Source organism: Humibacillus sp. DSM 29435 (assembly GCF_001758225.1).
In the GTDB taxonomy this organism is placed as follows: domain Bacteria; phylum Actinomycetota; class Actinomycetes; order Actinomycetales; family Dermatophilaceae; genus DSM-29435.
Genome location: NZ_MAST01000017.1, coordinates 110,722 through 125,308, shown reverse-complemented (window position 1 = coordinate 125,308; position 14,587 = coordinate 110,722). Strand labels below are relative to the sequence as shown.

Here is a 14,587-nt window from a genome sequence, read left to right as displayed (position 1 = left end):
AGGGGGTCGATGGCGGCTTTGAGGGTCGCGGCGCCTTCGGGGTCGAGGGTGCCGCTCATCCCGACCATCCCGGCCGCGTTGGGGCTGGTGAACCACAGGCCGCGGCCGTCGCGGCGTTTCTGGTCGTGCTCCTCAGCATCCTTCGGGGGCCGGACCTGGTCGGAGAGCTCCCGGGCGAGCTTGGCGAGCTGTTCCCACCGCAGCAGGGGTGCTTGGTCGGTGAGGTGGGTGACGGCCTGCTCCAGGTCGTCGGGGTCAGCGACGGGCTTCAGGCGGGTGTGGAAGTCGATGACCTGCGCGGCCTTACCGACCGTGACCCGCCCGTCTGTGCTGGTGGTTCCGCCGGTCACGGCCTCGCGCAGCTGGGCCCAGCGAGGCTGGTTGAACGCGGCCCCACAGGTCACTACTGCTTTGGCTGCGCTGGCGGTCAGAGTGGGATCGACCGTGCGCAACCAGTCGACCCGGGACAGGCCACCCGGGGAAGCCACCCCGCGGGCCTCGAGCTGGGTCACGAGGCGCACCAGGTTGACCTCTTTGTGGTGTTGCACGGCGCCGAGTTGGGTCACCGACTCGAGCAGGTCGGCCTCGGTCATCCGGGCCGGTTCCATCTGGGGCCGGTCCAGGCTCGCGGCCGCGAACGCGAACCCCGACGCGTACGCGCCGGACACGTTCGCCCAGTTCGCCCAGTGGACGGTCAACGGCGCCGGGAACTCCCGTACCGGCTGCTCCTCGCCGGCCGAACCCGACGGGGCCGCAGCTGGCGAGACCTGGTCAGCGACACCCAGACCAGGCTCAACGGCATCCGGGATGGGGGTCGACCAGAACCCGGCGCCTGCGATTCCTCCGTTTCGGCGCTGGGTCGACTCGAGGTCGGCCAGCTGCTGCCGGAGCCTCTCGAGAAGCGAACCATCGGTGTTCATGACTAAAACTCTAGAGGCCACCACTGACACTGCCCCGCCAACGAAACCCGCTTGTCCACAACCGAACTGGCCACTCGGCTGGGTACCGCTGGCGCGGCGCTGCGCGGTCGGCACCTGCCGAGCTCCAGAGGTGCCAACCGCACGCTGGGCTGTGCGTCTGGCACCTCTGAGCCCTCGAAGGTGCCAACCGCGCAGTACGAAAGTGGCCACTCGACTGTACGAAAGTGACCACTCGACTGTACGAAAGTGACCACTCGACTGGAGAGGACTGGGGGGCCTAGGTGAGGGTGCTCCATCGGATCGAGAGCACCAGGCCACCGACCAGAACGAGCGCGGCACCGAGCGCGAACCACGCGCTGAGGTCGACGTCCTGTTGCTGCACCGACACGTGCTTGGGCAGATCGTTCAGCACGCTGTCGAGCTGACCGGCATCGGTCGCGGCGAAGTACTCGGCCTTCGTCGTCGTGGCGACGGTCTTGAGTGCCACATCGTCGACCACCAGGTAGTTCCGCCCGCCGGTGTCTACGAAGCGGTTGCCGACGTCGCCGGAGAACTGGCGGCCCGACGAGGCGCCGATCTGGTCGCGGGAGCACACCAGCTGGGTCGGGTTCTTGGTGCCGAACCCGATCGGGTAGACCCGGATGCCGCGGGCCGCCGCCTGCTCGGCCGCCTCGGCCGGGGTGACGCCCCGGGTGTTGGCGCCGTCGGTGAGCAGCACGATGATCTCGGGCGCCAGACTGCCGGACCCGTTCTGGGCGGGTGCGCTGGTGCCCGTCGTGTCGTCGGAAGGCGAGGTGGGTGCCGGCACCGGCGCGGCCCCGAGACCGCCGTCGGGTTGGTCGACGATGTCGCTGGGCGCCACGTCGGGGTCGAGCTCGGCGATGGCGTCGATGGAGGTGAGGATGGCCGCCCCGATCGTCGTGCCCCGACCTGTCGTGGCTCCGGCGAGGGCGGCGAGCAGGTCGTCGCGGTTGGTGGTCGGGGCCACGGCCAGCTGGGCCGACCCGGAGAAGAGCACCAGACCCACCTTCGTCTCCGCGTCCTGGCCCTGCACGAAGGTGCGCACCGCGGCCTGCGCCGCCGACAGCCGGTTGGGGTCGACATCTGTCGCGCACATCGACCCAGACACGTCGAGGGCCAGGATGATGGTCGTGCTCGACACCGGCACGTCGGCCCGCACCTGAGGTCGGGCACTGGCCAGCCCGAGCAGAGTGAGGCTGGCCAGTACGAGGCCGATCGGCACGTGTCGCCGCCACCGGCGCACCGGCTGGGCCGCAGCGCGCACGAGGGCGATGTTGGAGTAGCGAACGACGGTGCGACGTCGGCGTCGTTGCTTCCAGACGTAGATACCCAGCAGAAGTGGCACGACGACGAGCACGACCAGCACGTAGGGCAGGGCGAACGCCATCTCAGATCACCCGGCCCTGACGCAGCACCGAGAGTGCGGCACCGGCGAGCAAAAGCAGCAGGCCCGCTCCGGCCAGCAGAGACGTCACCTCGTGAGGCACCGTGCGGGTCGTCCACATCAGCTCGATGGAGTCGTAGACCTGGGCGAGTGACGCGGCATCCGCCGCCGACCGGTAGGTGCCGTTCGTGGTCTTCGCGATGGCTTTCAACGTGCTCTCGTCGAGGGCAGTGGCGATGCTGAAACCCTTGATCTGCAAGACGGTTCCGCCCGCGCTGCCGAGCCCGATCGGGTCGATCCGCACACCGGCGGCCGAGGCGAGGTCGGACAGCTCGGCGGGATCGGGCCCGCTCGTGTTCTCGCCGTCGGTGAGCAGCACGATGGCGGTACCGCCGTAGTAGCCGATGGGGGTCTCGTCAGACGGGCCGGCCTCCGCGTCGCCACCGGTTCGGATGGGCCGTCCGGCAATCGCGCTCAGGCCCCCGAGGATGCCGTCACCGAGCGACGTGTCGCCCTGCGGTCGCAGCCGGGCGATGGCGGCGAGCACCGAGGCGCGGTCGGTGGTCGGACGTTGCGACACGACACCTGTTCCCCCGAAGGCCACGACGGCGACCCGTACCGCCGCTGGCTGCTTCTCGACGAAGGCCCGCGCCGCAGCCTGGGCGGCGCCCAGCCGGGTCGGCTTCACGTCGGTGGCCGCCATGCTCGTCGACACGTCGAAGGCCAGCACGACAGTTCCCTCGCGGCTTGGCTCGGTGATCGAGGCGACGGGCCGGGTCAGCGCCAGGATCATCAGGTGGAGCGCCGCGAGGAACAGCACCGGGGACACGTGTCGCCACCGGTCGGGTCTGGACGACGGCGTCGAACGGGTCAGCACCAGCCCCTGCGCCGCGAGGGCGTCACGCCGGGCCAGCTGGCGCCCGAGCAGGCGGCGGTAGGCGATCACGAAGGCGGGCACGGCGAGCAGTCCGACGAGCGCCCAGGGCCAGGTCAGGGTCATCGCCGCCGCCTCCTGCGCAGCCCCGCGATGCGCACCAGTGCCCGGACGAGGTCTTCGTCGGTGCCGACCCGGTGCAGGTCGACCCCGGCAGACCGAGCCGCACTCTCGATCATCGACTGCCGCTCGTCAGCGGCAGCTCTGAGGCGGGCCCGAAACCCCGGGTCGCCGGTGTCGACGAAGATCTGCTCACCGGTCTCGGCGTCTTCGACGTAGATCATGCCGGCGTCGGGCAGCTCGAACTCGCGCGGGTCACTGACGTGCAGTGCCACGACCTCGTGACGCTGGGCGAGCCGGCCGAGGTGCGGCTCCCACCCCGGCACGCTGATGAAGTCAGACACGACCACGAGCAGCGAGCGACGTCGGGCCAGTCCGTTCGCAGCCTGCAACAGAACGGTGAGGTCGGTCACCGCGCCACCCTGCGCTGAGGGGCGAAGGCCCGCTGCGGTGCGGCGTTCCAGCAGCGAACCGGCGATGCGCAGCACCTGGGTGCGCCCGGTCGCCGGCGGGATGACCGTCTCGATGCCGCTGTCGAGCACCACGGCTCCCACGCGGTTTCCGCCTCGGGTCAGCACGTGCGCGATGGTCGTCGCGAGCTCGGCGAGCACGAGGTCTTTCTGTCGGTCGACCGGCCCGAAACCCATCGACGCGGAGTGGTCGAGCAGCAGCCACGCCGTGAGCTCACGGTCTTCGACGAACTCGCGCACGAAAGGCGTGTCGAGGCGGGCGGTGACGTTCCACTCGATGTGACGAGGGTCGTCGCCGGGCTGGTACTCGCGCAGATCGGAGAAGTCGACTCCGGTGCCACGGAACAGGCTCCGGTAGTCGCCCTGCAGGCGACCATCGAGCGGCCGCACGACGCGCCACTCGAGCCGGCGGAGCAGGCGCTCCGCCGTCAGTCCCGGGGCTTGGCCCATGCCGAGGCCGCTGTGGTGTCGCGCCAACCGCCGGTGCCGCCGGATGCCGATGTGCTCGGCGCCGCCGGCAGCGGGCGTTCGCTCAGCGGCCTGGTCGGGACGGGCACTGCGTCGATGATCGGGGAGAGAACGTCGTCGGGGGAGAGGTCCTCGGCCAGCGCCTCGTACGACAGCACGATGCGGTGGCGCAGCACGTCGCGCGAGAGGTCGTGCACATCGGTGGGCAGCACGTGGTCACGGCCACGCAGGAAGGCCAACGCCCGGGCGGCCAGCACGAGGTTGATCGAGGCGCGCGGGCTGGCACCGAACGTCAGCCAGCGGGCCAGCTCGGGGCGGCCCACCGACGAGGGGTCGCGGGTCGCCTTGGCCAGACCGACGGCGTACTCGATCACCGCGGGGTCGACGTAGACGGCATCCGCCTGCTGCTGGAAGCCGCGCAGGGAGTCGGCGTTGAGCACCTGTGTGGTGCGTGCGAGCGCGCCGATCATTCGTTCGACGACAACGAACTCTTCTGCGGCGGAGGGGTATCCGACGAGAACCTTGAGCATGAACCGGTCGACCTGGGCCTCGGGCAGCGCGTAGGTCCCTTCTGACTCGATGGGGTTCTGCGTGGCCATCACGAGGAACGGGTCGGGCGCCGGGTAGGTCTGGCGGCCGATGGTGACCTGGCGCTCCTGCATCACCTCGAGCAGGGCGCTCTGCACCTTGGCCGGCGCCCGGTTGATCTCGTCGGCCAGCACGAGGTTGGCGAACACCGGCCCGAGAGATACCTGGAACTCGCCGTCCTTCTGGTTGTAGATGCGGGTTCCGACGAGATCGGCCGGCACCAGGTCGGGCGTGAACTGGATCCGCTGGAAGTCGCCACCGACGACCTGGGCGAGCGTCTTGATGGCCATCGTCTTGGCGAGCCCGGGCACGCCCTCGACGAGCAGGTGGCCGCGCGCCAGCAGGGCGACCATCATCCGCTCGAGCAGCTCGTCCTGCCCGACGATGGTGCGCTTGACCTCGTAGAGGGCCTGTTCGAGGGTGTGCCGAGCGGCCTGGGTGCCCGCCGTGGCTGCAGGCGGGTCCGGCGGCATGAGGCGGCCGGGGTCGGGGGCGGGGGCGGAGTCGGGTTCCATGGTGTCCTCGGGGTTCTGGTGGTTCTGGTCGGCTGCGGGCGGCATCCGCGGCGGCTGGATGCCGGTCACTGCGGGGGGCTGCCGGCGGCCCCTCCCGCGGTCGCGATCGGCACCGCGAAGCCGATGCCGACGAAGGTGCTCTGGTCACTGGGGTTGGCGAGCCCGGTGACGATGCCCACGACCTGCCCCGCCCTGTTGAGCAGCGGCCCGCCGGAGTTGCCCGGGTTGACTGCGGCGTCGATCTGGATGAGGTGCTTCAGCACGCGGCCGCCCTCGACGGCGACGGTGCGGTCGAGGGCCGAGACGACCCCGGCCGAGAGGGAGTCGACGAGGCCGAGGGGATGTCCGACCGCGAAGACGGGGGCGCCGACCGGAAGGCCTCCTCCGAGCACCGCGGGCACGATCGTCTGGGGCGGGTCGGCCGGGGTCAGGGTGGCGATGTCGTTGTCGCGCTGGCTCTTCGCGATCGTGGCGTCCGAGCTGGTGCCGTCGGCGTAGGTGACCTTGATGGTCTGCGCCCCGTCGACGACGTGCAGGGCGGTGAGGATCGTGCCGTCGGCGTTGACGATCACTCCCGCACCGCTGCCGCTGCTCTGGCCCTTCGCGGTCGTCTGCGTGGTCGCGATGACGACGAGCGACGGCTGGATGGCGGTGTAGGCGACCGAGGCGGCGGAGGGAGCCGCCGCCTGCGCTCGGGCCTGTTCGTCGAGGTTCTTCTGGACGGTCGCCTCGACGTCGCGGGTGGTGATCGGTGCCGGACCCGGCGGCCGCGTGAGCAGGAAGCCTGTGAGGGCGAGAGCGACCACCACGAGAGCGGCGACGGCGACCCACCCCCGCTTCGACAGGCGCGTGACCCAGGCCGGCGTGCGGCGGGCCAGAGCCGCCTGAGTGCGGCCCCACGGACGGTCGCGCTCTCGATCGACAGCGCCGCTCGGTTCCGCGACGGCTGTCTCCGGAGGCGGGACGAGCCGGGTCACGGGTCGACTCTACGTTTGGATCGGCCTGAGCGGCAGTGCTCTCACACTGGCGACCGACCCGGCGCAGCCCGGGCCGAACAGGATGGCGCTCGTCTCATTCGGTGAACTCGACGGTTGGCGGCGGCCGACGAAACCCTTTGGTCAGCACCGCGAGCCAGATGACCCCGAGGCCGAACCAGATCAGACCCGACCACAGGGCGGTCGAGCTGAGCGAGGTCCAGAGCCAGAGGGTCAGCGCGAACCCCACGAGCGGCATGACGAGGTACCGCACCACCGCCCGACCACCGCGGAGCCTCTTCTTGCCGATGTAGTGCCTGACCACCGACAGGTTGACCGCCGAGAAGGCCACGAGTGCGCCGAAGCTGATCAGGTTGGCCAGGGTGGTGAGGCTGATCAGCTCGGCGGCGAGCGAGACCACCGACACGATCGCGATGGCGAGCACCGGGGTTCGGAACCGGGGGTGAAGCGAACCGAGCGCCCGGGGAAAGACCCCGTCGCGCCCCATCGCGTACATGATGCGCGTGACGGAGGCCTGTGACGTCAGCGCCGACCCGAACGCGCCGGCCACGTAGGCGGCGACGAAGAAGGTCGACATGAGCTGGCCGCCCACCTTGGCCATCACGTCGAGGGCCGCCGAGTCGACATCGTCGAAGGTGGTGGCGGGCAGGGCGGCCTGGGCCAGCCAGCTGAGGATGATGAAGAGGATCCCACCGCCGAGCGTGACCATGATGATCGCCCGGGGGATGTCACGGCGAGGGTCCTTCGCCTCCTCGGCCAGGGTCGAGACGGCATCGAAGCCGAGGAAGGAGAGGGCCAGCACGGCCGCACCGCCCAGCACCGGACCCAGCCCGGCCACCGACCCGTCGCCGGTGAACGGGGCGAGCAGGTCGACGGGCTGGCCGCTGATGGTCTTGATGGCGAGCGCGACGAAGAGCACGATGAAGACGGCCTGTGCGGCGATGATCGCGACGTTGACGTTGGCGATGGTCGTGATGCCGACGACGTTGAGCACGGTCACGAGCACGATGGCGACCAGGGCGAACACCCCGATCGGCACCGCCGGGAACTGCGCGTTGAGGTAGATGCCGATGACGAGGTAGTTGATCATCGGCAGGAACAGGTAGTCGAGCAGTAGCGACCAGCCCGCGAGGAAGCCCGCGTGCCCGCCGAACGACCGGCTCGTGTAGGTGTAGGCAGAGCCGGACACCGGGTAGGCCCGCACCATGGCGGAGTAGGAGAAGGCCGTGAAGATCATGGCGGCCAACGTGAAGACGTACGACGTGGGCAGTCGGCCGCCGGTCTGTTCGGTCACGATCCCGTAGGTGGTGAACACGGTGAGGGGCACGAGGTACACCAGGCCGAAGAGGGCCAGGGCCGGCAGGCCGAGAGCACGCTTGAGCTCGGTGTCGGGGCTCATCAGGCGGTGCTCGGCGGGGTGCTTCGTCGGCTCGGTCATGGGGTTCCCTCCGTTGCGGCGAAGATGCACTCTCCATCGAGCCAGGTGCTCGTGACGTGCAGCGTGTCGAGGTCTCTGGGGTCTGTCACGGTGCGGGGGTCGCCCGACAGCACGACGAGGTCGGCGTCGTGGCCGACCTGGAGCAGCCCGGCAGTGCGGAAGGCCTGGTGGGCCACGCCCGCGGTGTAGGCGAGCAGAGCCGCTTCGATTCGAAGTCGCTCGTGCGGGGTCCATCCGCCTGACGGTTGGCGCTCCTGCGTCTGGCGTGAGCAGGCCACGGCCAGGCCCTCCAGGGGGTCGGCCGACGACACGGGCCAGTCTGAGCCGAACGAGAGCCGGGCGCCCCGGGACGTGAGGGTCGACAGCTGGTACTGCGCCGCTGACCGCTTTTCGCCGAGACGAGGCACGGTGAGCACGTTCATGAGCGGGTCGAGCTGGGCCCACAGCGGCTCGGCGTTGGCCGTCACGTCGAGCCGTGCGAAGCGGTCGAGGTCGGCCTCGTCGACCAGCTGCACATGAGCCAGTACGGCCCTGCGGTCGCGAGTGCCGTTCTGCCGCTCGGCGTGCTCGACAGCGTCGAGGCCCAGGCGCACCGCGCCGTCGCCGATGGTGTGGATGTGCGGCTGGAAGCCGGCGGCGTCGACCGCAGCCACAGCCTCGGCCAACCCCTCGGCAGACCACACGAGCATGCCGGTGTTGCCGGGCTCCGACATGTACGGCTCGAGCAGGGCCGCGGTCGCGTTCTCGACGACGCCGTCAGCGAAGAACTTCACGGTGTTGGCGGTCAGCAGCGGGTGGCCGAGGCGGCGGACCTGTTCGCGCCCTTCGATCAGCACCTCAAGGGTGCCGGGCCAGTGCCGCGGGTCGGCGTAGAGCGCCAGGTTGAACCGGATCGGGAGCCGGTCAGCCTGTGCTGCAGCGAGATACGCCTCCAGCTGTTCGGGCTCGACCCAGGCGTCCTGTACCCAGGTGATTCCGAGCGACGCGTAGTGCCGACCGGCTCGTTCGATCGCCGCGATCCGGGCCTCGAGCGACCGGCGCGGCATGACGGCGGTCACCAGGTCGATGGCGCCCCACTCGCGCAGCGTGCCCAGCGCCGAGCCGTCGTCGCGGCGGGGGATCTCGCCGAGCGCGGGGTCGGGGGTCTCCGCCCGGATTCCGGCCAGCTCGAGGGCGCGGGTGTTGACCCAGACGGTGTGGTAGTCCCAGGCCCGCAGCAGCACCGGCCGGTCGGACACCGCTTCGTCGAGCCAGCGGGCGTCGAAGAGCCCCGCCGGGCTCAGGCTCGACTCGTACGAAGCACCCACGATCCACTCGAGGTCGGGGTGCTCAGCGGCATACTGACGAACCGCGGCCACGATCCCGGCGATGCTGTCGTGACCTCGCACGCTGGGGCCATCGCTCTCGAGGCCGCCGAAGAGCGGGTGGGCGTGACCGTCGGCGAAGGCGGGCATGACGAACCCCCCTGCCAGGTCGAGGAACTCGGCGTCGTGGTCACGCCCCCAGCGAACGGCGGCGTCATCGAGGGCCACGATGACGCCGCCCTCGATGGCAATGGCGTGATGGTCCACGCCGTCGCCTGACCAGGCCGCAGCGTTGTGGAGCACTCTCTTCGTCACGGTCCCTGATTGTGCCGCTTCGTCCTGCCGACAGGGCGACTGACGCCCCTCGACTTTCCGTCGGGCACGGTGACCCTGATCGGGCCGGCTGAGGGCTCGACCTGGCACGTGGTGGAATGCGGGAGGTCCGGGGGAGGTTGCCCAACGTATGCAGCCAACCGCAACGATCGGCGTCACCGGCCTGTCGACCATGGGTCGCAACCTCGCTCGCAACATCGCCCGGCACGGGCACACGGTGGCGGTACACAACCGCACCACGGCCAGGATGACGAGTCTGATCGACGACCACGGCGCCGAAGGTGACTTCGTCGGGTGCGAGAGCCTCGAGGACTTCGTGGCCGCCATCGAGACGCCCCGCGCCATCATCGTCATGGTCAAGGCGGGGAAACCGACCGATGCCGTCATCGACTCGCTGACGCCGCTGCTCGATGACGGCGACATCGTCATCGACGCGGGCAACGCGCAGTTCACCGACACCCTCCGGCGAGAGAAGGCACTGTCCGACCAGGGCGTGCACTTCGTCGGCATGGGCGTCTCGGGCGGCGAGGAAGGCGCCCTCAACGGCCCCTCGATCATGGTGGGCGGCTCTGAGCACGCCTACGAGCGCATCGGCCCGGTCGTCGAGTCGATCGCCGCCCAGGTCGACGGCACTCCCTGCGCCGCCCACCTGGGGCCCGACGCGGCCGGCCACTTCGTCAAGATGGTGCACAACGGCATCGAGTACGCCGACATGCAGCTGATCGCCGAGTCGTTCGACCTGCTGCGCTCGGTGGGTGGACTCGAGCCGTCTGCCATCGCCGACGTCTTCCGTGACTGGAACGGAGGCGATCTCGAGTCGTTCCTCATCGAGATGACGGCCGACGTGCTGAAGCACACCGACGCCTCCACCGGAAAGCCCTTCGTCGATGTCGTGGCCGACGCGGCCGAGCAGAAGGGCACCGGTCGCTGGACGGTGCAGAACGCCCTTGACCTCGGCATCCCCGTCACGGGGATCGCCGAGGCCACCTTCGCCCGCGCGTTGTCGGGCCACACCGAGCAGCGCGCCGCCGCTCGCAAGCTCTTCGGCGGCGACGCGGCATCCCACTCCTTGTCGAAGGCCGACCGCGAGCAGTTCGTCGACGACGTGCGTGCCGCTCTCTACGCTTCGAAGGTGGTCGCCTACGCACAGGGCTTCGACCAGCTCGCCGCCGGTTCGCGAGAGTACGACTGGGATCTCGACCTGGGCACCGTCGCCACGATCTGGCGCGGCGGCTGCATCATCCGGGCCCGCTTTCTCGACCGCATCAAAGAGGCGTACGCCACCGAACCTGACCTCACGTCGCTGCTCACCGCCGAGTACTTCGCGGATGCCGTCTCGTCGGGCGTCGAGGCCTGGCGCAGGGTGGTCGGCGTGGCCGTGTCAGCCGGCGTGCCCACCCCCGCCTTTGCCTCATCACTGGCCTACTTCGACGGCCTGCGCCGCGAGCGTCTGCCGGCAGCGCTCATCCAGGTGCTGCGCGACAACTTCGGCGCGCACACCTATCAGCGGGTCGACCGTGAGGGCACCTTCCACACCGCGTGGGCTGAGGACCGCACCGAGTCGCAGGTCGACTGACCCGCAGGAGCGTCGACGCCGTCAGGTGCCGGCTCAGCCCCGGCCTCGCCCTCCTCGAGCCCCGCCACTCCGACCGCGCCATCCGGCTGGACGTGGTCAGGGCGCCGACAACGCCTCTCGTAGAGCCAGGCCGATGCTGTCGCGCCGGCTCTCGGGCAACCACTGCGCGGGGTCGTCGTTGAGGTAGGCGAAGACCTTGGGCCCCCGCGCGTCAGCCGGGTGGTCCGGCATCCGGGGCACCAGATGCACGTGCAGGTGCGAGAACCCGTCGGCCTCGGAGAACTGCATGAGGTAGGTCTTGGTGCACCCGGTCACCTGCTCGAGCGCCGCACTCAGGTGGTGAACCAGACCACCGAGCTCGTCGGCCGCGGCCGGTGCCAGCTCGGTGAACGACGTGAGGTGCCGGGTGGGGTTGATCACGAGCCAGCCGGGCAGCGTGCTGTTGAAGGCGTGTGCGACGCGCCAGTGGTCGGTGTGCGTGACGTCTTCTCTCGGTGGCAGCGAGCTGCGCGCCTGGTGGTTGCAGGCAAAGCAGCCGGGCACGAGGTCGGGGGTGGTCATGGCGGAGAACCTCTCAGGCAGAGTGGGATCGGGCTGGACCCGACGTCACGGTCAGCCGACGAAGAGGCAGAACGGGTGGCCCGCCGGGTCGGCGAAGACGTAGAGCGGTTCATCGGCGTCGTCGGTGCGGTCGAGCAGCAGCACGGCTCCGAGGGCCTGGGCGCGCTCTCGCTGGGGCTCGAGCTGCTCGGCACTGGACACCGTGAGGTCGAGGTGCATCTGCATCGGTACGTCGTGGGCGGGCCAGGTCGTGCGCTCCAGGCGCTCGACCTGCTGGAAGGCCAGCTTGCGACGTCCGTCTGGCCCGACGAGCACGAGCCAGTCGGCCTGGTCGGCCCCCTCGCCCGTCGGAGGTTCGTCGCCCGGACGGTAGGTGAGCCCGAGGAGCTGCCGGTAGAACTCGGCCAGCTCGCGAGCGTCGGTGGTGTCGATCGCCGTGTGCAACAGCTGCGGGTAGTCAGTCATGGTGGCCTCCGATCCGCACGCATCCTCCCACGCCGGTCAGAAGCCCGACCGTGGTCTGAGCCCGGTCGTGCGGGCACCCGGCGCTTGGGCGAAGCCGGCCGTGGTCTGACTCGCGCGGTCGAGAGCGGGCCCAGACGGCCAATGGGAGCGGACGTAGGCTGACGCCATGAGTGTTGCCCCCCATGGGCGGCGTCGTGGACGGCGTCATGCAGGTGACTGAGGCCCGCGACGACCGGGTGGTGCGCGACGCGACCGCCGCCGACGCCTCGGCCTGTGCGGCGATCTACGCCCCTTACGTGACCGACACGACGATCAGCTTCGAGGCCACGCCGCCGGATGCCGCTGAGCTGCGTCGCCGCATCGAGGTGGCGCAGGCGCGCCACGCGTTTCTCGTGCTCGAGGAGCCTGACGGCCAGCTGGCCGGCTACGCCTACGGCGGCCTCTTCCGGGAGCGAGCCGCTTACCGGTTCTCGTGCGAGGTCTCGGTCTACCTCGCCATGAGCCGTCGGGGCAGCGGTGGCGGGCGGCGACTCTACGAAGCGTTGCTCGCCCGGCTGGCCGAGAGAGGCTTTCGAACGGTGGCGGCGGGAGTCACGCAACCGAACGACGCGAGTGCACGGCTGCACACCGCACTGGGCTTCGAGCCGGTCGGCACCTACTCCCGAGTCGGTTACAAGCTCGGGCAGTGGCTCGATGTCGCCTGGTACCAGCGCGCCATCGGATCCGGCGCGGACGCCTTCGCCGACGCCTCGGGCGAGCCACCGACGGAGCCTCGGTGACGTGCCTGCCGACCCGCCACAGCGGTCGCGCGCACGGAGCGTGAGGCGGGCCCAGCGGCATCCTCAGGCGGTGGTTCGAGCGCTCGTCAGGTGGCCGAAGACCACCACGTTGTCGCGGTACTCGTTCGCGCTGTCGACAGGGCCGCCGCACGTGACGAGCCGGATCTCGGCGCGTTTGTAGTCACCCTTGTAGACCAGGTCGGTGGGGAACTCGGTCTTGCGGTAGGCCGACACCTTGTCGACGGTGAAGGTGAGGGTGCTCTTGTCGGCGCGGGTGATGCGCACCTGGTCGCCCACCTTGACGGCCCCCAGCTTGTAGAAGATGCCCTTGCGGCCCGACGGCGAGTCGACGTGCGCGGCCAGCACCGATGGGCCCAGCTGGCCCGGCGTGGGACCGTCGCGGTAGAGGCCGACCTCGTCGACCGTGCCCGGCACCGAGATCGTGCCGTTCGACTGCACCGACAGCGGCACGAAGGTCGTGGAGCGCAGGTCGATGGCGGGGATCTCGATGCTCGTCGGCGCCGAGGCCTCGAGAAACTGCCCGAGGTCTGACTTCGGTGCCGGCGCCTTCGTGGCCTTCGTGGCCTTCGGCGTGGTGCTGCCCCCTGAAGGCGTCGTGGCGTCGGGGGAGGGGGTCACGGAGGGACCGGCCTCGGCCGAGGCCGACACGGTCGGGGCGGCGGCTGGTTGAGGTGGCCCGTCGTGGCCGCGGATGCCGAGGACGAGCACCACCAGTCCGACGACGAGGAGCAGGGCGGCGGCCGCCGCGACACCAAAGGTGCCGCGACGACCGCGTTCTGACTGCTGGAGATGGGACATGAGGTTGAGAGATCAGGCCTTGACGGCGTTGTTGCGACGCTTGGCGTAGGCGCCGGTGCCGATCGCACCGATCAGCAGACCGCCACCGAGCAACAGCATGCCCTCGTTGGAGCCGGCTGCCGCGCCGCCACCACCGGTGTGCATGCTGCCGGCCGGGGCGACCTTGAGGATGCCGCACAGGGCCGGGTCGGTGGCCTCGGTGGGCAGGCTCGGGTCGAGGTCGCTCTTGGTGGCGCCGTCGTACTTGCCGTTCTTGTTGTAGTCGACACCGTGCACGACGATGGCGGACTGGCCGGCCGAGATCGCCTTCGCGAGCTCGGGGGTGACCGTGATGCTGCCGCGCTCGTAGCTGATCTTGCCGCCGGGGGCGGTGCTGAACCGGTCGATGGCGAGGGCGCTCTTGGGGGAGGTGTCGCCGCTGGTGGTGAGCGAGACCATGACGCTGCCGTAGGCGGGGCCGCCCTCAGAGGTGTTGATGTGGCCGTCGCCGTTCTTGTCGTCGGCGATGGTGGGGCAGGCGTGTCGCGAGTCGGGGGCGAAGTGGATGTGGGCGGCGTGCGGAGAGCCGGCCAGCAGCCCGGAGGCGGCAACCGTGACGGTGACGGTGTTGCCGTCGACCTCGGCCATCGCGGTACCGCTGACGGTCGAGACGTTGTTGTTCGCCACGGGCGAGAGGTTGCCGGAGACCCAGGCGTTGTTGGCGGCGAAGGCCGGCCCGACGGTCAGGGCCATGGCCCCGGCCGCAGCAAAGGTGACGCCGGCGATTCGAGCAGTTCTGGTGCGCATGTGCTTCCTCCTTGAAGGGAGACTGAGCCGCCAGGCCCCTGGGGGTCGGCGCTGGTCGGTCGACCGTCTCCATGAACCGGTTCGGCGCCGCCACCTGATCGGATTGGAGTGGACGCCGAAGGGGAGGGCGCCAGATGGCACCCTCCCCTTCGGACGTTCGTCGACCGGCTC

The 14,587-nt window shown here is 70.2% G+C and carries 14 protein-coding genes; 2 read left to right on the top strand and 12 right to left on the bottom strand.

What is annotated here, in order from left to right; genetic code table 11:
- From BA895_RS13050 to BA895_RS13015, 8 genes are all read right to left on the bottom strand, one after another.
- Positions 1-920, bottom strand: a 920-nt coding sequence (locus tag BA895_RS13050) for a DUF222 domain-containing protein (protein ID WP_139142642.1), incomplete at its 3' end; no start/stop codon positions are given.
- Between the two features lie 277 nt (positions 921-1,197).
- Positions 1,198-2,328 carry a VWA domain-containing protein gene (locus BA895_RS13045; RefSeq protein WP_070192329.1) on the bottom strand — a complete coding sequence of 377 codons (1,131 nt, stop codon included), beginning with the start codon at positions 2,326-2,328 and terminating at the stop codon, positions 1,198-1,200.
- 1 nt (position 2,329) lies between these two features.
- A complete protein-coding gene (locus BA895_RS13040) occupies positions 2,330-3,325 on the bottom strand; it encodes a VWA domain-containing protein (RefSeq protein ID WP_070192328.1) in 996 nt (331 codons plus the stop codon).
- A complete protein-coding gene (locus BA895_RS13035; protein ID WP_070192327.1) occupies positions 3,322-4,239 on the bottom strand; it encodes a DUF58 domain-containing protein in 918 nt (305 codons plus the stop codon). Before BA895_RS13035 ends, BA895_RS13040 begins: the two co-directional genes overlap by 4 nt.
- Complete coding sequence (locus tag BA895_RS13030) at positions 4,218-5,429, bottom strand: MoxR family ATPase (protein ID WP_254666456.1); 1,212 nt, start codon at positions 5,427-5,429, stop codon at positions 4,218-4,220. The genes BA895_RS13035 and BA895_RS13030 overlap by 22 nt, the downstream gene beginning before the upstream one ends.
- A complete protein-coding gene (locus BA895_RS13025) occupies positions 5,426-6,337 on the bottom strand; it encodes a S1C family serine protease (RefSeq protein ID WP_254666455.1) in 912 nt (303 codons plus the stop codon). The genes BA895_RS13030 and BA895_RS13025 overlap by 4 nt, the downstream gene beginning before the upstream one ends.
- Before the next feature lie 94 nt (positions 6,338-6,431).
- Positions 6,432-7,793 carry an APC family permease gene (locus BA895_RS13020; RefSeq protein ID WP_254666454.1) on the bottom strand — a complete coding sequence of 454 codons (1,362 nt, stop codon included), beginning with the start codon at positions 7,791-7,793 and terminating at the stop codon, positions 6,432-6,434.
- Positions 7,790-9,412, bottom strand: a complete 1,623-nt coding sequence (locus tag BA895_RS13015) for an amidohydrolase (protein WP_070192326.1) — start codon at positions 9,410-9,412, stop codon at positions 7,790-7,792. Before BA895_RS13015 ends, BA895_RS13020 begins: the two co-directional genes overlap by 4 nt.
- 148 nt (positions 9,413-9,560) lie before the next feature.
- Between BA895_RS13015 and gndA the strand changes: the two genes are divergently transcribed.
- Positions 9,561-11,006, top strand: a complete 1,446-nt coding sequence (gene gndA / locus BA895_RS13010; RefSeq protein ID WP_070192325.1) for an NADP-dependent phosphogluconate dehydrogenase — start codon at positions 9,561-9,563, stop codon at positions 11,004-11,006.
- A 96-nt stretch (positions 11,007-11,102) separates the two neighbouring features.
- Here the strand turns inward: gndA and BA895_RS13005 are convergent, their stop codons facing one another.
- Together BA895_RS13005 and BA895_RS13000 are read right to left on the bottom strand one after the other, a co-directional pair.
- On the bottom strand, positions 11,103-11,567 hold the full coding sequence (locus BA895_RS13005; protein WP_070192324.1) for an HIT family protein: 465 nt from the start codon (positions 11,565-11,567) through the stop codon (positions 11,103-11,105).
- 51 nt (positions 11,568-11,618) lie between these two features.
- Positions 11,619-12,032, bottom strand: coding sequence for a VOC family protein (locus tag BA895_RS13000; protein ID WP_070192323.1), 414 nt, complete (start codon positions 12,030-12,032; stop codon positions 11,619-11,621).
- A gap of 206 nt (positions 12,033-12,238) precedes the next feature.
- Between BA895_RS13000 and BA895_RS12995 the strand changes: the two genes are divergently transcribed.
- The gene (locus BA895_RS12995; protein WP_070192344.1) at positions 12,239-12,811 is read left to right on the top strand and encodes a GNAT family N-acetyltransferase; all 573 of its coding nucleotides are present in this window, start codon (positions 12,239-12,241) and stop codon (positions 12,809-12,811) included.
- A 63-nt stretch (positions 12,812-12,874) separates the two neighbouring features.
- Here the strand turns inward: BA895_RS12995 and BA895_RS12990 are convergent, their stop codons facing one another.
- Together BA895_RS12990 and BA895_RS12985 are read right to left on the bottom strand one after the other, a co-directional pair.
- A complete protein-coding gene (locus BA895_RS12990; protein WP_083283308.1) occupies positions 12,875-13,630 on the bottom strand; it encodes a sortase domain-bontaining protein in 756 nt (251 codons plus the stop codon).
- Positions 13,631-13,642: 12 nt separating this feature from the next.
- On the bottom strand, positions 13,643-14,416 hold the full coding sequence (locus BA895_RS12985; protein WP_070192322.1) for a CHRD domain-containing protein: 774 nt from the start codon (positions 14,414-14,416) through the stop codon (positions 13,643-13,645).
- Between the last annotated feature and the right edge of the window lie 171 nt (positions 14,417-14,587).